Source organism: Arthrobacter sedimenti, assembly GCF_042652025.1.
Classification (GTDB): Bacteria; Actinomycetota; Actinomycetes; order Actinomycetales; family Micrococcaceae; genus Arthrobacter; species Arthrobacter sedimenti.
In genome coordinates this window covers 1,062,250-1,084,697 of sequence record NZ_JBHSDQ010000001.1, presented here as the reverse complement: position 1 = coordinate 1,084,697, position 22,448 = coordinate 1,062,250, and the positions used below count along the sequence as shown (strand labels likewise).

At 67.6% G+C, this 22,448-nt stretch carries 21 protein-coding genes; 15 read left to right on the top strand and 6 right to left on the bottom strand.

All coding sequences use genetic code 11. The annotated features are described in order from the left end of the window. The first annotated feature begins 177 nt into the window (after positions 1–177). From ssd to ACFO0G_RS05075, 7 genes are all read left to right on the top strand, one after another. Positions 178–1,242: a septum site-determining protein Ssd gene (gene ssd / locus ACFO0G_RS05105; protein WP_286399077.1), complete on the top strand. Its 1,065-nt coding sequence runs from the start codon at positions 178–180 to the stop codon at positions 1,240–1,242. Further along, positions 1,239–2,543, top strand: a complete 1,305-nt coding sequence (locus ACFO0G_RS05100) for a TadA family conjugal transfer-associated ATPase (protein WP_376976626.1) — start codon at positions 1,239–1,241, stop codon at positions 2,541–2,543. The genes ssd and ACFO0G_RS05100 overlap by 4 nt, the downstream gene beginning before the upstream one ends. Beyond that, on the top strand, positions 2,492–3,340 hold the full coding sequence (locus ACFO0G_RS05095; RefSeq protein WP_376976625.1) for a type II secretion system F family protein: 849 nt from the start codon (positions 2,492–2,494) through the stop codon (positions 3,338–3,340). Before ACFO0G_RS05100 ends, ACFO0G_RS05095 begins: the two co-directional genes overlap by 52 nt. After that, positions 3,337–3,939, top strand: coding sequence for a type II secretion system F family protein (locus ACFO0G_RS05090; RefSeq protein ID WP_286399075.1), 603 nt, complete (start codon positions 3,337–3,339; stop codon positions 3,937–3,939). The genes ACFO0G_RS05095 and ACFO0G_RS05090 overlap by 4 nt, the downstream gene beginning before the upstream one ends. 229 nt (positions 3,940–4,168) lie before the next feature. Next, positions 4,169–4,723, top strand: coding sequence for a DUF4244 domain-containing protein (locus tag ACFO0G_RS05085; RefSeq protein WP_376976624.1), 555 nt, complete (start codon positions 4,169–4,171; stop codon positions 4,721–4,723). 254 nt (positions 4,724–4,977) lie between these two features. Then, a complete protein-coding gene (locus ACFO0G_RS05080) occupies positions 4,978–5,337 on the top strand; it encodes a TadE family type IV pilus minor pilin (RefSeq protein WP_376976623.1) in 360 nt (119 codons plus the stop codon). Continuing rightward, a complete protein-coding gene (locus ACFO0G_RS05075; RefSeq protein WP_350310795.1) occupies positions 5,334–5,891 on the top strand; it encodes an Rv3654c family TadE-like protein in 558 nt (185 codons plus the stop codon). The genes ACFO0G_RS05080 and ACFO0G_RS05075 overlap by 4 nt, the downstream gene beginning before the upstream one ends. Positions 5,892–5,911: 20 nt before the next feature. On the opposite strand, the gene ACFO0G_RS05070 is transcribed toward ACFO0G_RS05075, so the two are convergent. Both ACFO0G_RS05070 and ACFO0G_RS05065 read right to left on the bottom strand, forming a co-directional pair. Further along, the gene (locus ACFO0G_RS05070; protein ID WP_286399073.1) at positions 5,912–8,287 is read right to left on the bottom strand and encodes a DEAD/DEAH box helicase; all 2,376 of its coding nucleotides are present in this window, start codon (positions 8,285–8,287) and stop codon (positions 5,912–5,914) included. 71 nt (positions 8,288–8,358) lie between these two features. Further along, a complete protein-coding gene (locus ACFO0G_RS05065; protein ID WP_286399071.1) occupies positions 8,359–9,051 on the bottom strand; it encodes a GNAT family N-acetyltransferase in 693 nt (230 codons plus the stop codon). Positions 9,052–9,185: 134 nt separating this feature from the next. Between ACFO0G_RS05065 and trhO the strand changes: the two genes are divergently transcribed. Beyond that, positions 9,186–10,082 (top strand): oxygen-dependent tRNA uridine(34) hydroxylase TrhO, encoded by an 897-nt coding sequence (gene trhO / locus ACFO0G_RS05060; protein WP_286404586.1) that lies wholly within the window; start codon positions 9,186–9,188, stop codon positions 10,080–10,082. A 45-nt stretch (positions 10,083–10,127) separates the two neighbouring features. Here trhO and ACFO0G_RS05055 read toward each other — a convergent pair whose 3' ends face one another. Both ACFO0G_RS05055 and ACFO0G_RS05050 read right to left on the bottom strand, forming a co-directional pair. Then, a complete protein-coding gene (locus tag ACFO0G_RS05055; RefSeq protein ID WP_286399068.1) occupies positions 10,128–10,688 on the bottom strand; it encodes a hypothetical protein in 561 nt (186 codons plus the stop codon). A 50-nt stretch (positions 10,689–10,738) separates the two neighbouring features. Next, a complete protein-coding gene (locus ACFO0G_RS05050; protein WP_286399065.1) occupies positions 10,739–11,212 on the bottom strand; it encodes a hypothetical protein in 474 nt (157 codons plus the stop codon). A 43-nt stretch (positions 11,213–11,255) separates the two neighbouring features. Between ACFO0G_RS05050 and ACFO0G_RS05045 the strand changes: the two genes are divergently transcribed. From ACFO0G_RS05045 to proC, 5 genes are all read left to right on the top strand, one after another. After that, positions 11,256–12,911, top strand: coding sequence for a N5-glutamine methyltransferase family protein (locus ACFO0G_RS05045; RefSeq protein WP_286399063.1), 1,656 nt, complete (start codon positions 11,256–11,258; stop codon positions 12,909–12,911). A 129-nt stretch (positions 12,912–13,040) separates the two neighbouring features. After that, a complete protein-coding gene (gene topA / locus ACFO0G_RS05040; RefSeq protein WP_286399061.1) occupies positions 13,041–15,767 on the top strand; it encodes a type I DNA topoisomerase in 2,727 nt (908 codons plus the stop codon). 52 nt (positions 15,768–15,819) lie between these two features. Next, positions 15,820–16,239 carry an SseB family protein gene (locus ACFO0G_RS05035; protein ID WP_277796907.1) on the top strand — a complete coding sequence of 140 codons (420 nt, stop codon included), beginning with the start codon at positions 15,820–15,822 and terminating at the stop codon, positions 16,237–16,239. 7 nt (positions 16,240–16,246) lie between these two features. Beyond that, entirely contained in the window at positions 16,247–17,236 is a 990-nt protein-coding gene (locus tag ACFO0G_RS05030) for a Ppx/GppA phosphatase family protein (RefSeq protein WP_286399053.1), read from the top strand. 273 nt (positions 17,237–17,509) lie between these two features. Further along, the gene (proC, locus tag ACFO0G_RS05025) at positions 17,510–18,343 is read left to right on the top strand and encodes a pyrroline-5-carboxylate reductase (RefSeq protein WP_286399052.1); all 834 of its coding nucleotides are present in this window, start codon (positions 17,510–17,512) and stop codon (positions 18,341–18,343) included. Here the strand turns inward: proC and ACFO0G_RS05020 are convergent. After that, the gene (locus ACFO0G_RS05020) at positions 18,340–19,026 is read right to left on the bottom strand and encodes a potassium channel family protein (RefSeq protein WP_056328631.1); all 687 of its coding nucleotides are present in this window, start codon (positions 19,024–19,026) and stop codon (positions 18,340–18,342) included. The two genes, proC and ACFO0G_RS05020, sit on opposite strands and share 4 nt — an antisense overlap. Further along, complete coding sequence (locus ACFO0G_RS05015) at positions 19,019–20,452, bottom strand: TrkH family potassium uptake protein (protein ID WP_286399049.1); 1,434 nt, start codon at positions 20,450–20,452, stop codon at positions 19,019–19,021. The genes ACFO0G_RS05020 and ACFO0G_RS05015 overlap by 8 nt, the downstream gene beginning before the upstream one ends. Before the next feature lie 104 nt (positions 20,453–20,556). Between ACFO0G_RS05015 and ACFO0G_RS05010 the strand changes: the two genes are divergently transcribed. After that, a complete protein-coding gene (locus ACFO0G_RS05010; protein ID WP_286399046.1) occupies positions 20,557–21,768 on the top strand; it encodes an acetoin utilization protein AcuC in 1,212 nt (403 codons plus the stop codon). A gap of 67 nt (positions 21,769–21,835) precedes the next feature. Then, entirely contained in the window at positions 21,836–22,447 is a 612-nt protein-coding gene (locus ACFO0G_RS05005; RefSeq protein WP_286399045.1) for an ArsR/SmtB family transcription factor, read from the top strand. Position 22,448 lies beyond the last annotated feature (1 nt).

Genomic DNA, 22,448 nt, shown 5'->3' with positions numbered 1-22,448 from the left:
ACGAGGCCGGCCTCAGCGCCACGGGCGGATACCTTGCCTCCCGGGGACCCTTTGGCCACCGGGACCGGGGAGTCAGGTGCCGCGTGGCTGCCGGACGACGGCAGTCTACCTGGTGCCGGTGCAGACGCTTCAGTTCCATACAGTTCAGCGCCCGCTGCTTCGGTGCCGGATCCATCAGTGTCCGCGGGACGGGGCGAGGTACTGCTGGTTACCTCCTCCGGTGTCCTCCGCGCCGAAGTGGAACGCATTGTGGCAGCCGCCGGCGGCAAGTTGCGCGTCGTCGCGGACGCGGTGGAGGGCGGGCGCTACTGGGACTCGGCAGCAGCAGTCCTGGTGGGAAGTGACATCAGGGAACTGCCGCCCCGCCGGAGCACGCCTGCGGTCATGGTGGGCCTTGACGGCGAGGGCGACAGCCTTTGGCATCTCGCGGCTGCCTTGGGTGCGGAACGTGTTGCCGTGCTGCCCGATGCCGCCGCCTGGCTGGCGGATCATCTCAGCCGGTCGCGCTCGCCGGGTCCGGGTGGGCTGGTCCTTGGCGTCATCGGTGGCTGCGGCGGTGCCGGGGCCACTACCGCTGCCATCTGGATAGCGCAAGCGGCAGCAGGGCTGGGTGCCAGGGTCCTGCTGGTGGACGGAGACCCGTGGGGAGGAGGCCTGGAACTGGCCCTCGCCGCGGAGGAGAATCCCGGCCTGCGGTGGCCGGACCTCGCCGAGGCCAGGGGAAGCATTGATCCCCTGCAGCTCACCGACTCCCTGCCGGTTGCCGGTGGCTTTTCCTTCCTGTCCTGGCCCGCCACGCGGGAACAACTCCTCCCGGTGGCTGCGGCGGCCGCAGCCGGCGTGCTCGATGCCGCGCGGCGGGGTTACGAACTGGTTGTTGTTGATGTGGGACGCGGCGCGGAGCCGCTCCGCACGGTGGCGTGGGACTGCGACCGGATCTTGTTGGTGGTGCCGGCGCAGCTACAGGCAGCGGTTGCGGCCGTGCGCCTGCTGCAGGAACTTCCGCCGGTGGAGGCGGGACTGCTGGTTCGGGGGCGGCCCGGCGCGGCGCTCGACACTTCCCTGATCGCCGACGCCGTGGGGCTGCCGGTTCAGGGCCGCATCCCAGACCTGCGTGCCGTCGCCGGGGCCATGGAATCGGGCCGCCTCCTGGACCTGGGGAAGCGGCGGAATATCCGCCACTTTGGCGGAGCCGTGCTCGATTGGCTCGGAGAGGACCTGCCGGCGGGGGACGTGGAGTGAGGCGGCCATCAGGTACTCCCTTAACTTCGGCGCCGGAGACGCGCGGGGCGGCAGGGGCGGGAGGCCTCGGTGAGCGGCGCAGCGCACGCATCCTGGCAGCGAACCAGGCCGGTCGCCCGGGGCGCAGCAGGGACACCGCCGGCACGGGCAGGCCCGTCGATTCCGGACTGCTGGAATCCGTCCGCGAGTCGATGATGGCAGAGGCTGGAGCCGTGACGCCCTCCCGCGTGGCCGCAGCCGTCCAGGCCACGGGAAAATTGTTGGGTACCGCCGGATCACTTGCCGCAGTGGAGCGGATCAGCGCCGAGCTCAATGGGCTGGGGCCGCTGCAGGAGCTGACGCGGGACCCCGGTGTCACCGATATCTTCGTCAACGCTCCCGATTCCGTCTGGGTGGACCGGGGACGGGGCATCGAACGCGTCCCCGTCCTGTTCGACGGGGAGGCACAGCTGCGGGCGCTGGCCTGCAGGCTCGTGGCTGCAGGCGGGCGCCGCCTCGATGACGGTTCCCCCTGCGTCGATGTCAGGCTTGCCGGCGGTTACCGTGTCCATGCCGTGTTGCCGCCGGTATCCACGTCCGGGACGCTGCTGAGTGTCCGGATCCGGAGGGAACGGGTGTTCAGCATGGCGGAGCTGGGCTCCGGCGGCATGTTCGGGCCAGGAGTGCAGGCGGTGCTCGAGAGGATGGTCACCAAAAGGTTGAGCTTCCTGGTCAGTGGTGCCACGGGCTCCGGCAAGACGACATTGCTGTCCACCCTGCTGGGCCTGTGTTCCCCGGAAGAGCGCCTGGTCCTGATCGAGGATGCGTCCGAACTGAACCCCGTCCACCCGCACGTCGTCGCCCTGGAGTCACGCCATGGGAACCTCGAAGGAGGCGGCGCGGTGGACTTGGGGGAACTCGTCCGGCAGGCGCTCCGGATGCGCCCGGACAGGCTGGTGGTGGGGGAGTGCAGAGGTGCTGAAGTACGTGAACTCCTCACCGCGATGAACACCGGGCACAGCGGCGGCGGAGGCACCATCCACGCAAACACCGCTGCAGCCGTACCGGCCAGGCTCAACGCCCTCGGTGCGCTCGCAGGGCTCGGTCCGGAGGCTGTGCGGCTCCAGGCGGCCAGCGCGCTGGATGCGGTCATCCACGTGGGCAGGACGCAGCGGGGCAGGGAAGTCTTGTGCATTGGGCTTATCGACGACGGCCCGGAGGGGTTGACGGTGGTGCCGGCCGTTGGACAAGCGGGGTCGCCGGGCCCCGCATGGCCTGCCCTGGCGGTCCGATTGGGGATGGACCGCGGGGACATCCTGTGATTCTTCTCTTCACCGTGGTGTTGTGCGCTGCTGTGCTGTTGCTCCTCAAACCTCCCCTGGGTGCTGCTTCCAGGTTGCGGGCAGCAACCAGGAGCAGTCCGGATTTGCCCTCATTTGCGAAGGTTCGGAGATTGCGGTGGGGCAGGCGGGCCGGTGGAAACGCCGCAACGGCCAAGGGACCCGGCCTGACACTGGTGGTTCAGCAACTGGCGGCGCTGCTGAAAGGTGGACGGACGCCCGGGCGGCTGTGGGACGAACTCTGGACGGTCTACGGCGTCCCCAATGGGAACGGGCAGCCGCTTGGGGAGCCACTCCACTTTGGCTCGGCGTTGTCGGAGGGATCGGCCGCCGTACTGGGGTCTGCGCGGGCGGCTTCGGCGACGGGAGCTCCCGTCGCCGAAGCCATCCGGCGGGCACTGCCCACAGTTTTCAAGGCCAGGGACAGGGAGGCCCGGACCTGGTCCCAGCTCGCTGCGTGCTTCGACATCGCAGAAGCCAGCGGGTGCCCGCTCGCCGACGTGCTGACGCGCTTTGCAGCCCAGCTCGAAGCGGAGGATGACGCAGACGCGGCGCGGCAAACAGCCCTTGCCGGGCCCAAGGCAACGGTCCGCCTCCTGACCTGGCTTCCATTGATGGGTCTAGGACTGGGCACCCTCCTGGGCGTGGATCCGCTGTCCACCCTGCTGGGAACACCTCTCGGCCTGGCCGCACTTTTTGGCGGAGCAGTCCTCACGGTTGCGGGAAGGGCCTGGTCCGCGCGGCTGGTATCGGCCGCCGCCGGGTCAGGAACACCATGACCGCGGTTTTGGGTCCGGGCCCCGTGCTTTTCCTGCTGCTCGCGGCCGGCGCATGGCTCGCCTGCTCCAGCCATGACCGGTCTCGCCAACGGCTGCGACGCCTGTCGCCGTCTCCTGGGCCGGGGGCAAAGCACACCACGGGTACGGGAGGAAGTCGCAGCAGGGGCCTGAACGACACGGCCATGATGCTTGAGCTCGTTGCTGCCATGCTCGATGCGGGGGCCGGGCTTGGAAGATCGCTCGAGCTGGTGGCCGCCTCCGCGGCACCGCAGTACAGGGACTCGCTGCGGCCCGTGGTCTCGGCGCTGGCCATCGGCGCCGATTGGGAAACCGCCTGGCGCAGCTCTGCCGCCCGCAGCAGCGGGATCCTTGAGCTTCGTGATGCCTTGGGCTTCGCAGCCCTCACCGGTGCCCCGTCGTCCGCGATCCTGTATGCCCAGGCCGCAAGGCTCCGGCGGGAACGGTTCCGGGCCGCTGAAAAGCGGGCTGCCTCGCTTGGGGTGAAGCTGGTGGTTCCGCTGGGCCTGTGCTCGCTCCCTGCCTTCATTTGCCTGGGTGTGGTTCCTGTGCTGCTGGCGCTAGTGCCGTCCGGCTCCTAGTCACTCCGGCGCCCTCCGGCGCCTTGTCACTCCGGCGCCCTCCGGCTCCAGGCGGCCGGCCCTGCTTTCTGGCCGGCATCTGTGCAGTCCGAGGCCACCCTTCCTCCACATTGGGGGAGTGCCCCGGCTTTTCCACTTAGCGCACCCCTTCCCTTACCGGCAACAGCTACGCCGGGAAGAGTCAAAGGCAGCCGGCAAAGCCCCCGGCGAACAACCGAAAGGAAACCACATGTCCACCAACCACCGCCGCCGTAACTACTCCGCCAACTACTCCGCCGGAACTTCCGCGCTCGCTGCTTGCGGCCTGCGGCCCGGCCTGCTGCAGCCCGGGCGGGGAGACGGTCGCCTTCGCAACATCAGCGGCGCCCCGCGCGCTTTCGCGCCTGTATCGCTCGCCGACGCACTTTCCATGAAGGCATCAGGCACCACCGCTTCAGCGCGGACCACATCCGTTCCGCTGCCAGGCAACGTCGTGGAGCTCTGCCTCGATTCAGTGGGGCATGGCGTGGCTGCTACTTATTCGTTTACTTGTTCGGTGGGGACCCGCCCAGTCGAGTCCGGTGCAACTTTTCACCCGCCCACCTCCGGTCCTAGAGATGTCCCATCCAAGGCCGCACGCAACGCAAGACTGATGTGTTCTGAGGCCGGAATGGCCACGGCGGAATATGCCATCGCTACCCTGGCCGCGGTTGGGTTCGCCGGGCTGCTGGTGTTTATCCTCCGGAGCGATGAGGTTCGGGGGTTCCTGCTCAACCTCATCCGCACCGCCTTGGCGCTGCCGTGACGCCAGTACTTGCCGTCAGCCTCGTGCAGAGTATGCGTCACGGCCGGGGGTCCTTTCCGGCTGCCGGCCGCAGCGTGGCCTGCAGCCGGGTCGCCGGAAGCTTGGTGTCCGGGTTCCAGGTGGCCCGCAGTGGTATCACCGTCAATAGGGCAGTCAGCGGGCAAGGAAGCAAACAACGGGGCAGGGGAATGTCGGACAGGGGAACATTGGACAGAGCGGCCAAAGCACGGGGTGCGGTGACGGCGGAGTTTGCCGTGGCACTTCCCGCCGTGCTGGCGCTGCTGGCCATGCTGCTTGCCGGTGCCGCCGCCGGCATGACGCAGTTGCGCATCGAAGAGGGAGCCCGGGCCGGCGCCAGGGCCTTGGCTCGGGGCGATGACCCGGCGGCGGTGGAACGGACAGTCCGGACGCTTGCCGGTGGGTCGGCGGCCGCCTCCATATCTGCCGACGGAGAGTGGCTCAGCATCACCGTGACGGACAAGGTGCCCGGGCCCCTGGGATCCTCCATCCCGTGGACCCTCACCGCCCGTGCCTCAACACGCAGTGAAACCGCAGGAACCGGAACTGCCGGCGGTGCTGGCGGTGGCCTGACCGAGGGCACAGGGCTCAAATGATGGGGAAAGCCAAGCTACTACGTCCGGTGGGCAAAGAGGGCAGCTCCGCCTCACTCCCCGGTCGCGCTCCAACAAGGCACTGCAGACGGTCCCCAACCGGGTGCTGCCGCGCTCCAACCAGGCGGTTCCGCAGGGCTCCAGCCTGGCGTTGCCGTTGGGCCCAGAGCGGGCAGTCCGGGCCCGCTCCCGGGTGGCGGCGGTCAGGAGTCGACGATGGCCGTGAGCGCGGCTCCGGGACGGTTCTGGCTGCAGGGCTGGCGCTTGTGGTCATCACGGCGATGGCGGTCATGCTGCTGCTGGCCCAGTCAGCTGTCCTCGCAAGCCGGGCGGCTGCAGCTGCGGACCTGTCCGCGCTTGCTGCGGCGGACGCACTTCGCGGCATCAGCAGCGGTGAGCCCTGCACGGTTGCCGCCGACGTGGCAGCACGCCACGCGGCGACGGTCATCAGCTGCACTGAGGGGGCCGGGCAAACCATTGAGGTGCGGACCGAGCTTGGCGAGCGCTCGCTGCTGGGTGCAGCCACCGGTCGTGCCCGGGCAGGGCCTCCACCATAGGAAAGGCGGCCTTGCAGGAGTCAGCTCCTGGCTTCCTGTTCCACCGGCACGGCTTCCGTGGCGTCCTTGAGCAGGACATCCAGAAGGGTCACCGCTGCAGCCTTGTCCAGCGGGTTGTTCTTGTTTCCGCACTTGGGGGACTGGACGCAGGACGGGCAGCCGGAGTCGCACTCGCAGGCCTTGATGGCGTCCCGCGTGGCCGCGAGCCACACCATGGCCTTGTCGAAACCACGCTCGGCGAACCCTGCGCCGCCGGGGTGCCCGTCATACACGAAGATGGTGGGCACGCCGGTGTCGGCGTGCAGCGCCGTGGAAACCCCGCCGATGTCCCAGCGGTCGCTGGACGCAACGAGGGGCAGGAGTCCGATTGCCGCGTGCTCCGCGGCGTGCAGGGCACCGGGAAACTGCGCTTCAATCAGTCCCGCCCCCGTCAAAGAACGGTTGTCCACCACGAACCAGACCGCCTTGGTGAAGAGCTCACGTGCGCCCAGTTCCAGCGGCTCTTCACCCAGGACCTCGTTGGAAATCAAGGCTTTGCGCTGGAAGGAGACAACTTGGGTGGTGACCTTCACGTCGCCGAAGTGGACAGTCACATCGCCCCACTGCATGGTCCGCACGGAGTCCAGGACCTCGATCTGGGTCACGTCCCGTGCTGTCGTGTAGTAGTCGGGATTTGCCCGGCGCACCATGACACAGTGGTCGTCTTCGTTCAGATCCTCCACCACGTAGGTGTCGCCCTGGTGGACGTAAACCGCGCCGGTGTGCGCCTGGTAGTGGGTCTGGGGCGAGTCCATGGTTCCCAGGAGGGAACCGGTCTCGGCGTCGACGATGCTGACCGGCCCACCGCCGTCACCCCGGAGACTGACCATGCCCGCAGCGCTTTGCGAGTGGGTCCAGAACCAGCCCGCGGGCCTCCGCCGGAGGTAGCCCTGTGCCACCAAACGGTCCAGGAGCATTTCGGCCGTTCCGCCAAAGAGGTCAAGCTCGCCAGGTCCCAGCGGAAGTTCCGCAGCCGCCGCGCACAGGTGCGGCCCGAGAACGTAGGGATTGGACGGGTCAAAGACGGTTGCTTCGACCGACACGTCGAAGATCGCTTCCGGGTGGTTCACCAGGAACGTGTCCAGTGGGTCGTCGCTGGCCACAAACGCCGCGATGGCTTCCTGGCCCGCCCGGCCGGCCCTGCCTATCTGCTGGAACATGGATGCGCGCGTCCCGGGCCAGCCTGCAACCAGGACCGCGTCAAGGCCCGAGATGTCGATACCCAGCTCCAGCGCGGAGGTGCTGGAAACGCCCAGCAGCTGGCCCGAACGCAGGGCTTTCTCGACCGCACGGCGTTCCTCCGGCAGGTACCCGGAACGGTAGGCCGCCACCCGCTGGGGCAGGCTGGGGTCCACCTCGTCAAGGAGCCGTTTGGTGATGGCGGAGATGGTCTCGGCCCCGCGCCGGGACTTGATGAAGGCAATGGTGCGGATCCGGGCTGATACCAGGTTGGCCAGCAGGTCCGAGGTCTCGGCAACCGCGGTTCGCCGCTCCGTGGCTCCGTTCTCGCCGCGGATGTCTGTGAGCGCCGGTTCCCACAGCGCCACAGTGGTGGCCCCATGGGGCGAACAGTCGCGGGACACCGCCTTCACGGGGGCGCCGATGAGACGCGCGAAGGAGAGATCGGGCTCGGAAGCGGTGGCGGAGGCCGCAATGAAGACGGGCTCCGGGAATGAGGTTCCTGCCCCGTAATAGGCGCAAATCCTGCGGAGCCGCCGCATTAGGTTGGCCACATGCGATCCGAACACGCCGCGGTAGCTGTGGGCCTCGTCCACGATCACATAGCGCAGCCGCCGGAAGAACCCTGCCCACCAGGCGTGGTTGGGAAGGATGCCAAAGTGCAGCATGTCCGGGTTGGCCAGAATGAAGTTGGCATGGTCCCGGATCCACCGGCGCGCGGCCGGATCAGTATCGCCGTCATAGGTTTCGGCCCGGACGGTGGGCAGTTTCAGGGCACGGATGGCGTTCAACTGGTCGGCCGCCAACGCTTTGGTGGGGGAGAGGTAGAGGGTGACGGCGCCGTCGTCGTGGATTTTCCCCGGGTCCGCGAGCACCCGCAGCTCGGACCGGTGGATCGCATCCAGCGCCGGCAGCTGGTATGCCAGCGACTTTCCGGACGCGGTTCCGGTGGCCACCACAACGTGTCCGCCCGAGTGGGCTGCGTTGGCCGCATCCACCTGATGCAGGTATGGCTCCCGGATGCCCAAGGAGCCGTATGCCTCAGCGATGTCCGGATGCAGCCATGCGGGCCATGGTGCGTGGACCGCCTCCCGCGCCGGGATGGTGCGGACATGACGGAGCTGTTCCGGGTCCGGGCCGCGGCCCAGCAGAGGAATCAGGGAGTCATGGGGGTTCACCCCACCATTCTTTCATCCGGCGCCTTATGCACAGCCAAGGTTCGCCGACGGGAAAAGGCCGGCAGGCAGCTTCAGCTCAACGAGAGGTCCGCGCCCTCATGGGACGCCGAGAGCATCAGGACCCGTGCCACCGTGGTCCAGCCGAGGTGTGAATAGAGCTTCTGCCCGTCCGCCGAAGCCAGCAGGAGACCGGTCCGCACGTCGTGGCCGAAGGCCTGGGCCGCCAGGGCGCGCATGATGAAGCTGCCCAGGCCCCTGCGCTGGAACGAGGATTCGGTGATGATCTTGTCGAACACTGCGGTATCACCCACCACGAACACCCGGCCGCTGGCCGCGATGGCGTCTCCGGAGCGGACCTCCGCATAGTGGACGCCGTCCTGCTCGAAGGTGGACAGGCTCAGGTCATCGTCTGAAAGCCAGGGGTCCTCGGCGTCCTGGGTCTCCATGTCCACGATCATCATCGTTTGCGTGTCAGAGGTGACGTTCAGCCTGTGCCGGGCAGCCAGATCCATATACCGGGAGGGGTCGTTGGTGAGGATGGTGAGCACGCGGGCCGGGGATTCGGCCGTCTTGGCCGCCAGTGCGGCGAACTCGTCCGCGGTGGGTTCGGACGCGAAGACTTCCCACTCCCCGCTGGTGTCGGCGCGGAGCGCGGAAGGGAAACGGCCCTCCGTGGAGGTCCGGTAGCCGCGACATCCCGCCCAGCCGGCAACCCACACCTCGAGCAGGCCAGTGATGTCTTCAACCAGGGTTTCCGGACTCATGGGATGAACACTATTCCAGCCCGATCGCCAGCAACAGGGGGTGCGGAAGTGCTTATCCAATTGTGATGAGCACCAGGGTCCGGGCTGTACGGAGGCTGGCAGGCGCAGGCAGCCCAGCCGGTACCCTTAAATACGTGGCTTTGAACAAGATTGTGCTCTTTTACGGCTTTACCCCCATCGCCGATCCCGATGCGGTGCGGCTCTGGCAGCGCGCCCTGTGCGAGAAGCTGGGCCTGACCGGCCGCATCCTCATCTCCAAGGACGGGATCAATGCCACCGTGGGCGGGGAAATCCGCGCCGTTAAGCAGTACGTCAAAACCACCCGGGAATACCCCGGCTTCCGCGGCATCGACGTCAAATGGTCCGACGGCGGTGCGGAGGACTTCCCCCGGCTCAGCGTGAAGGTGCGGGACGAGATCGTCTCCTTCGGCGCCCCCGGGGAACTCAAGGTGGACGCCAACGGTGTGGTGGGCGGCGGGAAGCACCTCAAGCCCGAGCAGCTGCACGAACTCGTCGAGGCCAGGAAAAAGGACGGCGAGGATGTGGTGTTCTTCGACGGCCGGAACGCGTTCGAAGCCCAGATTGGCCGGTTCAAGGACGCCGTGGTCCCGGACGTGGCAACCACCCACGACTTCATCAAGGAGCTGGAGTCCGGCAAGTACGACGCCCTGAAAGACAAGCCCGTGGTTACCTACTGCACCGGAGGCATCCGCTGCGAGGTGCTCTCCAGCCTGATGGTGAACCGCGGTTTTAAAGAGGTGTACCAGCTGGACGGCGGCATCGTCCGGTACGGCGAAGCATTCAAGGACCAGGGGCTCTGGGAAGGCTCGCTCTACGTCTTCGACAAGCGCATGCACCTGGAGTTCAGCGAGGACGCCAAGACCATCGGTGAGTGCGCCCGCTGCTCCGCGCCCTCGAACAAGTTCGAGAACTGCTCCAACCCCAGCTGCCGGACCCTGACGCTGTACTGCGCCGAGTGCGCCGCCAGCCCGGAAACCCTCCGTTGCCCGGACGGCTGCGCGGCTGCGTAGCAGCGCGAGTAGCAGCCCCGTCAGGCAGCCCCGCCTGGAAGAAGATCAAAGCCGGCGCACGCGGAAGGCGTAGTTGGCAGGGGTCCTGGCCTCCACCCTGACCGCTAAGACGCTGTCCGTGGACAGATAGATGACGTTTTCGCGGTTGATGCCGCACCGCAGGCCCAGGTCCACCAGGGTGAGGGTCTCGGTGCGCACGGTGAAGGTCACCCGGCGCTGGCTTCGGCAGGCGATGGCCAGGATGTAGGTTCCGGTCTCCAGCACCGGCGACGAAACGTTCCGCACCTCCCCGGCGCCCAGGAGCCCGGCACCGGACTGGACCACGGGACCGGTGCTGTCCGGCAGTGCCCGCGACACCCAGTCGCCAAGCTCGGCGTCGCTGACGGGATCCTGCTGCAGCGGGTCACGGGTGAAAGCCGGCGCCGGGGCGACGGTTGCGGTGCCCTGCGCGCTGCCGGCCCGGTCGTCGTACGTATATTCACAGGCCACCAGCGCACCTGCCGCAAGCACAAGTCCAAGGGCGACGGCGGCCGCCGGCTTCGGTGCCAGGGGCGCCCGTGCTGTCCCTCGGGTAAGGGGCGCGGAGTTTCCCCGCACGCTGGGCATAGTCCGACTTTATGCCCGCAGCGGGCGGCGGGCCAGAGCCGGAGGAGGGGCTATTTCGCGGGCACCAGCCGGTAGGCGTAGAGCAGCGGGGCGTCCACGCTGGAGGTGCTGATTTCGACGCGTCCGGAGGCGGGCAAGGTGATTCTGGTGGATTCCTGCAGGCCGTTGCAGGCTGCCCCGGCTTCGGCCACGGCCTTGCCGTCCAGCGACACTGCGAAGAATGCCTTGCCCGTGCCGTCGCACACGGCGGTGAGGGTGTAGCTGCCCGCGGGCACCCTGGCGGCTTCCTGCACAATGCGGTCCCGGTTGAGGATCTTCCCCGAGTCCTGCAGCACAACACCAGCCGGGGACGAGGGCAGGGCAGTGGCCTGCCACTTCGGAACGTCAGCGTTTTCCACCGGGTTCACCGGCGAACATCCCGCCAGGGCAAAGCCGAGCACCGCGGCGACCGCGGCGCATGGCAGCGAACGGCGTACTGTAACGTCCGTGCGGGCGCGCAGCATGAGGGAAAGGCGGGAAGGCATGGCTCCACCGTACCCCGCAGCCATGCCGGACTAAACTTGGGCGGTGCCTAGATCCCCTTACGAGTTCACCGCCGGCAACATCCCCGACGCCCCCCGCAGCGACCTCCCCGGACTGCTGGCCGCGCTTGCTGCGGACCTGCGCCGCCTGGACTACACGCTCGACGGCGTCGCCCGGCTCCTGGGTCCTACAGGCTCGGCCGCGTTGAACCGGGACCAGATCATTCCCGCGCTGCTTGCTGCCGAGCAGGCTGTAAAGGAGGACAGCCGCGTGGCGCCGCTTGCCGCCGTCGTCCGCTTGTGGCTGCTCGCCGAGCCGCAGGAGCGGGAAACGCTCGACGGCGCGCTGCCGGGAACCGGCGTCGAAGGGCTCCTGGAATTGGGGCTGGTGCAGCCCGTCCCCGGCTCGGCGCTGCTCACCGCCAAGGCGGACCTGCGGCCATATGGCTGGGACAAGAATGATGACGGCAGCGGCGGCGCGGAGCTGTGGGTGGCCAGCGACCTCGCCGCGCACCAGCAGGCGGGCGTGTTGCGGCACGACCACGTCCTGGGCATCGGGCAGGCATCCACCACCCTGGTTCAGACCACCATCCGCCGCCACACCGAGCGCGCCCTGGACCTGGGCACCGGCTGCGGCATCCAGGCCTTCCACCTGCTGCACCACTGCCAGCACGTCACCGCCACCGACATCTCCGAGCGGGCCCTGGCCTACGCGCGGTTCAACATCCTGCTTAACGCGGAAGCCCTCTCGGTGGATCCGGACCGCCTTGAGGACAGGGTGAGCCTGCGACTGGGCTCCCTCCTCGAGCCCGTTGCCGGGGAGGAGTTCGGACTGGTGGTCTCCAACCCGCCGTTCGTCATCACCCCGCGCAGCGCCGGCGAGGATGCGGCGGACCAGTTCACCTACCGCGACGGCGGCCTGGCGGGGGATGGGATCGTCGCGTCCCTGGTGGCAGAGCTGCCGGGTATCCTGGCGCCCGGCGGCTGGGCCCAGATGCTGGGAAACTGGGAAGTCCCGGCGGGCGCCGGCTGGGACGAACGGCCCAGGTCGTGGGTGCAGCCGGGCACGGACGCCTGGTTCATCCAGCGCGAGCAGGTCAGCCCGGAACAATACGCCGAGACCTGGCTGCAGGACGCCTCGGAATCCCGCGACCGGCAGCACTACCGGGAGGCGTACGCGGCCTACCTCGCGGATTTTGCCTCCAGGAATGTAACCGGGATCGGCTTCGGTATGGTGTGGCTGCGGCGTCCCGCCGACGGTGCGCCGGCCGCCGTCAGCCGCTTCGAGGAAATCACCTACCCCATTGAGCAGCCCATCGGCCCCCACCTGGGTGCCGCCATCGAACGCTGCGACTGGCTTGCGGCGCATGATCTTGGCAACACGCACCTGCTCGTGGCGGACGACGTAACCGAGGAACGCCACCAGCGTCCCGGCGCCGAGCACCCCGGCGTGATCCTGCTCCGGCAGGGTGCCGGACTGCGCCGTACCAACCTGATGAGCACCGAGCTGGCCGGGTTCGTGTCGGCATGCGACGGCGACCTTACCGCCGGGCAGATTGCCGGCGCCTTGGAGGCCCTCCTGGGCGGGGATTTCGCCGGGGAGGAAGCGTTCGACGGCGGGTCCTTCCAGGGCGCGCTGCTCGCCGACGTGGCCAATCTGGTCCGCGACGGCTTCCTGCTCCCGGCCGGGATGACTGCCTGACGGGATGCCCCCGTAAGCCCGCAATGGAGCCCCGTCTTTTCCACATGAATGCGCACGATTCCCCAAAATATGGTGAACTAGGCGAACATGGGCTCATCTGCCCCAGCAATCTTTTTCTGTAGGAGCACCGTGCCAAGCAAGGCCAAAACCGGCAAGAAACTCGTGATCGTGGAGTCTCCGGCCAAGAGCAAGACCATCGCCAAGTACCTCGGCGAGGGCTTCATCGTGGAGGCCTCCATCGGTCACATCCGGGACCTGCCGCAGCCGTCCGAACTGCCTGCAGAGCTGAAGAAGACCTCGGTGGGCAAGTTCGCCGTCGACATCGACCACGACTTCAAGCCCTACTACGTGGTGTCCCCGGACAAGAAGAAAAAGGTCACCGAGCTTAAGGCCGCCCTCAAGGACGCCGACGAACTCTATCTCGCAACAGATGGGGACCGCGAGGGCGAAGCCATCGCGTGGCACCTGCTGGAAGTGCTCAAGCCCAAGGTTCCGGTGTACCGGATGACGTTCGGCGAAATCACCAAGGAAGCCATCCAGCGCGCCATGGGCAACCTGCGCGACGTGGACCAGGACCTGGTGGACGCCCAGGAAACCCGCCGCGTCCTGGACCGCCTCTACGGCTACGAAATCTCACCCGTCCTCTGGCGCAAGGTGGCCCGCGGCCTGTCCGCCGGCCGCGTGCAGTCCGTGGTCACCCGCATGGTGGTGGACCGCGAACGTGAACGCATGGCCTTCAAGGCTGCCTCCTACTGGGACCTGACCGGCCAGTTCGGCGCCGAGTCCGGCTCGTTCAAGGCCAAGCTGGCCGCCGTGGACGGCGCCAAGGTGGCCACGGGCCGCGACTTCAACGACAACGGCGAGCTCACCTCGCGGAACGTGGCCCACCTCAACGAGGAACTGGCAACGTCCCTGGCGGCCGGCCTGCAGAACGCGGACTTCCGCGTCCGCTCAGTGGACACCAAGCCGTACACCCGCCGTCCCGCCGCGCCGTTCACCACCTCCACGCTGCAGCAGGAGGCCGGCCGCAAGCTGCGTTTCTCCTCGAAGAGCACCATGCAGATCGCCCAGCGGCTGTATGAAAACGGCTACATCACCTATATGCGTACCGACTCCTCCGCACTGAGCGACGAGGCCGTCACCGCAGCCCGCCGGCAGGCGTCCGAACTGTACGGTCCGGAATACGTGCCGCAGTCCCCGCGCGTGTACTCGAACAAGGCCGCCAACGCGCAGGAAGCGCACGAGGCCATCCGCCCCGCAGGTGACTCCTTCCGCACGCCGGCCCAGGTGGCGAAACAGCTGTCCGGGGACGAGTTCCGCCTCTACGAACTCATCTGGAAGCGCACCGTCGCGTCCCAGATGGGCGATGCCAAGGGTTCGACGGCGACCATCCGCCTCGGTGCCGTGTCCACCGACGGCCGGGACGCCGAGTTCTCCGCCTCCGGCACCGTGATCACGTTCCCCGGCTTCCTGGCCGCCTACGAGGAAGGCAAGGACGAGACCCGCGGCGACGACGACTCCGACGAAGCCCGCCGGCTGCCCAACGTGGCCAAGGACGACTCCCTCACCGCAGCTGACATCCAGGCCGTGGGGCACGAGACCTCCCCGCCGCCGCGCTACACGGAAGCGTCCCTCACCGCGGAACTGGAGAAGAAGGGCATCGGCCGCCCGTCCACGTACGCCTCCACCATCTCCACCATCCAGGACCGCGGCTACGTCCGGAAGCAGGGCTCAGCACTTGTACCCAGCTGGATCGCCTTCTCGGTCATCCGCCTGCTGGAGCAGCACTTCTCCGATTACGTGGACTACGAGTTCACCGCAGACATGGAAGGCGACCTGGACAAGATCGCCAACGGCCAGGAAGCCGGTGCCTCCTGGCTGCGGCACTTCTACTTCGGCGAGGACTCCGATCCCGGCCTGCTGAGTATCGTCAACAACCTGGGCGAAATCGACGCCAGGGAAATCAACTCGATCCCCATCACGGACGAAATCACGCTCCGGGTGGGCAAGTTCGGCCCGTACCTGGAAAGCTCGGCCGCCGTCGTGGACCCGAAGACCGGCGAGATCGTGGAATCGGCCCGCGCCAACGTGCCCGAGGACCTGGCGCCCGACGAGCTGACCGCTGCCAAAGCCATCGAACTGATGGAGACGGCGGCGCCGGAGGAGCGCGTGCTCGGCGCCGATCCGCACACGGGCCATACGGTGGTGGCCAAGAACGGCCGTTACGGCGCCTACGTCACCGAGATCATCCCCGAGATGACGGACGAGGAACTGGCCAAGCAGCCGCTGGAGTACTACAAGAACGGCAAGCCCAAGCCGCCCAAGAAGCCGGTCAAGGCCAAGCCGCGCACAGGCTCGTTGTTCAAGTCCATGACCGTCGAGTCCGTGACCCTGGACGAGGCACTGCAGCTCATGAGCCTTCCCCGCGCGCTGGGGGAGGACGCCGAAGGCAACCTCATCACGGTCCAGAACGGCAGGTTCGGCCCGTACCTGAAGAAGGGAACGGACTCCCGCTCCATCGGCTCCGAGGAGGAAATCTTCACCATCACCCTGGAGCAGGCACTGGAGATCTACTCCCAGCCCAAGCAGCGCGGCGCCCGTGCCGCGGTGCCGCCGCTGGCCGAGTTCGGGCCGGACCCGGTGTCGGAAAAGAACATTGTGGTGAAGGAGGGCCGGTTCGGACCCTACATCACCGACGGCATCACCAACATCACGGTTCCCCGCGCCACCTCCCTCGAGGAGCTCACGCGGGAGCAGGCAGTGGAGCTGCTGGCGGAGAAGCGCGCCAAGGGCCCGGTCAAGCGGACCGCCACCCGCAAGGCGCCGGCCAAGAAGAAGGCAACGGCAAAGAAGTAGCATCCTGGCCGGCGCGTTTGCGCCGGCCAGCGGATCGTGATCGGCTAGTCGTATGACTGAACAGCAGGGAATCGACGACACCAACCCGCTCAACGACCTTGAGGAGAAGCTCGCCACCGGCGGACAGCCTGACGCGAACCCCGTGGACGTCATCCTGTCGTTCCTCAACAGCGAGGTCTACATCATCAGCTCGGACACCGTGGAAGGCATGGACTCCCAGGTGGAGCCGCTGGTCCTGGCCAACGCCGACGGCGACCCCGTCCTTGCCGTTTTCTCGCACCCCAGCAGGGTGGACCAGCAGTACCTGGAAGCCGCTCCCAACGTGCTGGGCACGCAGGGGGCAGCCATCATCGCCAACCTCGGCGATGAGCTGGGCATGGTGATCAACCCAGGAGCCGCTTACGGCTTTGAGATCAACCCGGAGGGCGTTGCCAACATCCGGCGCGACTTCAAGCGCGCTGACGAGCAATAATGTCCCCATGCGTCTAGGCGTCCTCGATATTGGTTCCAATACTGTCCACCTGCTCCTGGTGGATGCCCACCCCGGCGCGCAGCCGGTCCCGTTCGCGTCGCACAAGCGGCCGCTGTCCCTGGTCCAGTACCTGGAACCGGACGGCAGCATCAGCGACGAGGGCCAGCACGAGCTGACCGAGTTCGTGCTGGAAGCGTGGGAATTCGCTGCCCGGCACAAGGCCGAGGACCTGCTGGCCTTTTGTACGTCAGCCATCCGCGAAGCCACCAACGGCCCCGCTGTGCTGGCCCGGGTCAAGCACGAAACCACCGTGACCCTCCAGGAGCTCACGGGCAGCGAGGAAGCGTCCATGACGTTCTTCGCCGTCCGGCGCTGGCATGGGTGGGGCGCCGGTCCCATCCTGAACCTGGACATCGGCGGCGGCTCCTTCGAAATGGCCTTCGGCCAGGACGAACTGCCGGAGGTGGCCACCTCCGTGCCGCTGGGCGCAAGCAGGCTCACCAGGGACTGGCTCGCCGACGACCCGCCGTCGGCCAAGAGCGTCAAAGAACTCCGCCGCTACATCAGGGCCACGCTCAAGCCTGCCGTGCGGGAATTCGACGGCCTGGGCCGGGCAAACGTGGTGGCCGGTACGTCCAAGACCTTCCGGTCCCTCGCCCGGATCGCCGGCGCCGCCCCCAGTGCTGAAGGCCCCTACGTCAAACGTGAACTGCATGCCTCGGACCTGGGCATCTGGACCCAGCGGATCTCGGCCATGAGCTCGGAAGACCGGCTCCACCTTCCCGGCGTCTCCGAGGCACGGGCCCACCAGCTGCTCGCCGGCGCCTTGGTGGCGGAGGCCGCCTTGGAGATGTTCAAGTTCAAGAAGCTGCGCATCTGCCCGTGGGCCCTGCGTGAAGGACTCATCCTGCGGCGCCTGGACCAGCTGGTGTTTTCCGGCCCGCTCCAGCCGGCACCCCACGTGGCCGCCGCGCAATCGGTGGACGCAACCGTCTAGCCTCACCGCTTTACTGCTTGCCCGCGCGCTTCGATGCCTGAAGCCTGGCGGTAAGAACCTGCCGGTTAAAAGCGGAAGCACCGGGGCGGGCAACAGGAAAATGGGGGAAAACCTGTTGCCGCGCCGCCGGTGCCCTGGCAGGCATCCCCATGCCTGCCGCATCACTCGCACCCTCAATGAGGTAATAACTACGTTAGGGCCGCAAGTTGTGTGCTGCCTGCGGTGAAGATGGGAGTTGCCTGTGAATGCGTGCGTGCTGCAATGATGGGAGGCATGAGCAACCGAATCGCATTCCTTGGCTGTGGATCCATGAACGAAGCCATTCTTGGCGGCCTGCTGAAGGCAGGAACCGATCCCGGGGACGTGGTGGCCACCGTCCGCCGCGCCGAGCGTGCCTCGGAACTGGCCGGACGCTACCAAGGGATCACCGCCATCGCGGGCGAGGAAGAGCCGGACAACAATAGGCAGGCCGCCAAGGGATCCGCCGTCGTCATCCTTGGCGTCAAGCCTGTGGGCATCACGGACCTTGCCCGGGAGATCAGCCCTGCCCTGTCGCCGGACACCGTGGTGGTCAGCGTGGCCGCGGCCGTGTCCATCGCCCAGCTGGAGGCCGCATTGCCCGCCGGGCAGCCGGTAATCCGGACCATGCCCAACACCCCGGCAAAGCTGGGCCGCGGCGTCGTCTCCGTCTCGCCGGGCACGCACTGCACCCCGGAACAGCTTCAGTTGGTCAAGGACATCCTGCGGGGTGCCGGAACCGTCGTTGAGGTCCCCGAGGAGCAGGTCGATGCGCTGTCGGCCATCAGCGGATCAGGGCCGGCCTACGCCTTCTACCTTGCAGAGGCCATGGCGAACGCAGGCGAGGAGCTGGGCCTGGACCGCGAACTGTCCCTGCTGCTGGCCCGCGAAACGGTGGCCGGGGCAGGCCTCATGCTCGCCGAACCCGGCGCAAACCCCGCAGCGCTGCGCAAGGCGGTCACCAGCCCCAACGGCACCACCGAGCGCGCCATCGCCACGTTCGACCAACAGGGGATCCCTGCCATCATCGCGGCCGGCGCGAAGGCGGCAGCCGACCGCGCGGCGGAGATCACCAAGCAGCTCGGCTAGGGCCGGGCGGCGAACCTCTCCAGCAGGTCCACGTGGCCGGAGACGATCAGCATGTCCCGGGAGGACACCTTGGTCTCCGGCCGCGCGTAGGTGAAGTCCTCACCCGGGGACTTCACGCCCACGATGGTCACGCCGTACTTGGAGCGGACCTTTGACTCGTCCAGGGTGAAGCCCACCGTTTCGCGCGGCGGGTACATCTTGACGATGGCGAAGTCGTCGTCGAACTCGATGAAGTCCAGCATGCGCCCGGACACCAGGTGCGCCGCACGCACCCCCGCATCGGCCTCGGGGTAGATGACATGGTTGGCGCCGATCCGGGTGAGGATCTTGCCGTGCGAGGGCGTGATGGCCTTGACCCAGAGGTGCTCGATGCCCAGGTCCACCAGGTTGACGGTGATCAGCACGGAGGACTCGATGGAGGTGCCCACGCCCACGACGGCGGAACTGAACTCCTGGGCGCCGAGCTGGCGGAGCGCATCGATGTTGGTGGCGTCGGCCTCCACCACGTGGGTCAGGAGGGGCGCCCATTTCTGCACCAGGTTCCGGTCCCGCTCGATGGCCAGTACTTCCCGGCCCTGCTTTACCAGCTGCTCTGCGGTGGACGATCCAAAGCGGCCCAACCCGATCACCAGGACCGGCGCGTTGTGGGCGGGGCGCCGGGCGGCGTCTGTGGAACTAGCCAATGATCGGCCTCTCTTCGGGGTAGTGGTACAACTGGCTGCGCTGGCGCAGGGCCAGCGCCGCGGCGAGGGTTACGGTACCCACACGGCCTGCAAACATCAGCACCGTGAGGACGTAGACCCCGGCAGGGGGCACCTCGGCGCTCAGGTTGGTGCTGAGCCCCACCGTGGCGAACGCCGAGATGGTTTCGAACAATACGCGGTCCAGGGACTGGCCGCTGATGTGCAGCAGCAGGAACGCCGACACTGACACCAGGGTGGCGCCGGCGACGATCACGGAGATGGCCACCCGCATGCTGCCCTGGGGAATTGTCCGGCCGTACACCTTGACGTCGGCATCGCCCCGGGCCTCGGCAATGATGGCCAGGAACATGACGGCGATGGTGGTCACCTTGATGCCGCCCGCCGTCGACGCGGAACCGCCGCCGGCAAACATCAGGGCGTCGGTCAGCAGCATGGTGGTGGAATCCATATGGTTCTGGTCCACCAGGTTGAAGCCGCCCGACCGGGTCATCACGGAGGCAAAGAGCGCGTGGGTGACCTTGTCGCCCACGCTCATGGAACCAATGGTCCGGACGTTGTCCCACTCCATCAGCGCCCACAGGAATGCCCCCACCACCAGGAGGATCAGCGACACCTGGATGGTGAGCTTGGTGTGGAGGTTCCACTTCTTCCAGTTCAGGCCGTTCTGCTGCAGGACCATCACCACGGGGAACCCCAGGCTGCCCAGGAAGACCCCCACCATGAGGGGGATGAGGATCCACAGGTCCGTCTCATAGGGGACGATGCCGTCCGAGTGCGGCGTGAAACCGGCGTTGTTGAACGACGAGATGGCATAGAAGATGCCGTGCCAAACGGACTGCCAGAACGGCTCACCCAGCGTGAGGAACCGGGGGATCAGCGTCAGTGCCAGAACCGCCTCGATGACCACGGAGGTGGTGATGACGATCCGCAGCAGGGTACCCACCTCGCCCAGCCGGCCTGCGCTGTTCATGGATTCCGCGGCGATGATCTTGCCCCGGACGCCCAGCCGTTTGCTCACCATCAGTGCCAGCAGCGAGGCCAGGGTCAACGTGCCCAGGCCGCCGATGAAGATGCCCACCAGGATCACCAGTTGGCCGAAAAAGGACCAGTGGACCGCCGTCGACACCACCGTCAGTCCCGTGACGCACACGGCAGAGACCGCAGTGAACAGCGCCTGGTGGACGGGGGTCGGAGTTCCGTCAGCCGAAGAGACCGGCAGTGACAGCAGGAACGTGAACACCGTGCAGACCACGGCGAACGCGGTCAGGGCCAGCCGTGCGGGAGAGGTGTTGGCAATATCGTCGATGAAGTCCCGCAGCCGCGTGAAGATCCACAGGCCCTCCCGCTCCTGCGCCGGGGGGTGCCAGGTGGCCGGGGTCCGGGGCCTCGACTGGCTCTGCGTCATATATGGCTTTTCCTCGGTTGAAACGGCTTCCTTCAGTAGTAAACCACGCAAGCCCCCTCCATGGCCGGGCGGACGGCAGGCCTGGCTCGGGTAGCCTGTGATTGATGACATACCTGCCCGGCCTCAGCCAACCCGCGCCGCCAACGGTGGTGGCGTGGAGTCCTGACATGACAGCCTACAACTTCGGCCCGGGACACCCCATGGCGCCGGAGCGGATGGAGCTGACGGCCCGCCTTGCCCGGAGCCTGGGGATCTTCGACCTTGACCACGTTCACGTGGCGGCACCCGAGGTGGCAACGGACGCTGAACTGGAATGCGTCCATTCACCCGACTACGTGGCGGCTGTCCGCCGCGTCAGTGCGGACCCTTCGCAGCCGGACGAGTCCCGCGGGCTGGGAACCGAGGACGATCCAGCCTTTGCCGGCATGCATGAAGCCGCTGCGCGCCTGGCGGGCGGCTCACTGCTCGCAGCCCAGCGCCTGCTGGAGGGTTCTGCCGTGCATGCCGTGAACTTCGGCGGCGGCATGCACCACGCGGCCCGGGAGCGGGCCAGCGGGTTCTGCATTTACAACGATGCTGCCATCGCCGTGCAGAGGCTGCTCGACGGCGGCGTGCCCAAAGTGGCCTACGTCGATGTTGACGCCCACCACGGGGACGGCACGCAGAACATCTTCTGGGACGATCCCCGGGTGCTCACCATCTCGCTGCACGAGACAGGCCTGACTCTCTTCCCCGGAACCGGGTTCGCCAACGAGATCGGCGGCCCGGCGGCGGAGGGCACAGCCGTGAACGTCGCGCTGCCGGCAGGCACTTCCGACGCCGGCTGGCTGCGCGCCTTCTACGCCGTGGTGCCGCAACTGGTGGGTGCCTTCGAACCTGAGGTGATCGTGAGCCAGCACGGCTGCGACTCCCACCGCAGCGATCCCCTCACACACCTCAACCTGAGCGTGGATGGACAGCGGGAGGCGGCAAGCGCCGTCGGGCATCTGGCCGAGCGGTACTGCGGCGGCCGCTGGATCGCCACAGGCGGCGGAGGGTACAACGTGCTGGACGTGGTGCCGCGGGCCTGGAGCCACCTGGTGGCCATCGCCGCGGGGCGGCCCGTGCCGTTGCGGACACCTGTGCCCGAGGTTTGGCGGCAGTACGTGGCGGAGAAGTTCGGCAGGGAAGCGCCCGCCCTCATGGGCGACGACGTGGAGCTGTGGTGGCGTTCCTGGGAAGTGGGCTTCGACCCGAATGACGCCGTGGACCGCACGGTGATGGCCACCCGCAAGGCGGTGTTCCCGCTGCACGGCCTCGATCCCTGGTTCGACTAGCCGGCTCGACCTGCGTCAGCCGAAATAGTTGATGCCTTTCGGCGTATATGTCGTTAGGGTGGGAGGCATGGTGACAGACGACGTATTTGCCGTCATAGCGGAATCCACGCGGCGGGACATCCTGGTGGCCCTCCGGGCAGGAGACAAAGCCGTGGGGGAACTGGTGGAGGAACTGGCGGCTAGCCAGCCCACCATCTCCAAGCACCTGAAAGTCCTCCGAGAAGCGCAGCTGGTCAGCATGCGCGCGCAGGGCCAGAAGCGGTACTACGCCTTGAACCGGGGCCCGCTGGAGGGCATCGCCACCTGGCTGGAAACGTTCGACGTCGGCACCGGCGCCAAAGCCGCCGCGTCACCAACCGGCCGGGACCAGGCAGCCGCCGGCCAGGCAATCCCTGCCCACCTGCGGGAGGGCGTCGCCGCTGCGGCAGCCTCGCTGCCGTCTGCGCCACGGTCCCTGGAACCTGCGCAGCCGGCCCGGGAGGAAGTCCCGGCGCCTGTCCTGGTGCGGGAAGGCGCCGAGCTGAGCCCCGCCGTCGTGATTCCTGGCGGCACCGCCGCGCCGCTGAGCGACGACAGCGTTCCGCAGCAGATCGGACGCACCGTCGGCCGTGCCGCCACCAAGGCCGCCGACCTGCTGGCGAACCTCCCCAACCTGCCCAAGTTTGGCCGCAAGAAGTAGG

What these genes read in the sequence shown, in the direction of transcription:
- ACFO0G_RS05095 (WP_376976625.1), top strand. Translation starts at nt 2,492, where the DNA reads ATGGCCTGCCCTGGCGGTCCGATTGGGGATGGACCGCGGGGACATCCT.
- ACFO0G_RS05090 (WP_286399075.1), top strand. Translation starts at nt 3,337, where the DNA reads ATGACCGCGGTTTTGGGTCCGGGCCCCGTGCTTTTCCTGCTGCTCGCG.
- ACFO0G_RS05085 (WP_376976624.1), top strand. Translation starts at nt 4,169, where the DNA reads ATGTCCACCAACCACCGCCGCCGTAACTACTCCGCCAACTACTCCGCC.
- ACFO0G_RS05075 (WP_350310795.1), top strand. Translation starts at nt 5,334, where the DNA reads ATGATGGGGAAAGCCAAGCTACTACGTCCGGTGGGCAAAGAGGGCAGC.
- ACFO0G_RS05065 (WP_286399071.1), bottom strand. Translation starts at nt 9,051, where the DNA reads ATGAGTCCGGAAACCCTGGTTGAAGACATCACTGGCCTGCTCGAGGTG.
- ACFO0G_RS05055 (WP_286399068.1), bottom strand. Translation starts at nt 10,688, where the DNA reads ATGCCCAGCGTGCGGGGAAACTCCGCGCCCCTTACCCGAGGGACAGCA.
- ACFO0G_RS05050 (WP_286399065.1), bottom strand. Translation starts at nt 11,212, where the DNA reads ATGCCTTCCCGCCTTTCCCTCATGCTGCGCGCCCGCACGGACGTTACA.
- ACFO0G_RS05035 (WP_277796907.1), top strand. Translation starts at nt 15,820, where the DNA reads ATGACTGAACAGCAGGGAATCGACGACACCAACCCGCTCAACGACCTT.
- ACFO0G_RS05030 (WP_286399053.1), top strand. Translation starts at nt 16,247, where the DNA reads ATGCGTCTAGGCGTCCTCGATATTGGTTCCAATACTGTCCACCTGCTC.
- proC (WP_286399052.1), top strand. Translation starts at nt 17,510, where the DNA reads ATGAGCAACCGAATCGCATTCCTTGGCTGTGGATCCATGAACGAAGCC.
- ACFO0G_RS05015 (WP_286399049.1), bottom strand. Translation starts at nt 20,452, where the DNA reads ATGACGCAGAGCCAGTCGAGGCCCCGGACCCCGGCCACCTGGCACCCC.
- ACFO0G_RS05010 (WP_286399046.1), top strand. Translation starts at nt 20,557, where the DNA reads ATGACATACCTGCCCGGCCTCAGCCAACCCGCGCCGCCAACGGTGGTG.
- ACFO0G_RS05005 (WP_286399045.1), top strand. Translation starts at nt 21,836, where the DNA reads ATGGTGACAGACGACGTATTTGCCGTCATAGCGGAATCCACGCGGCGG.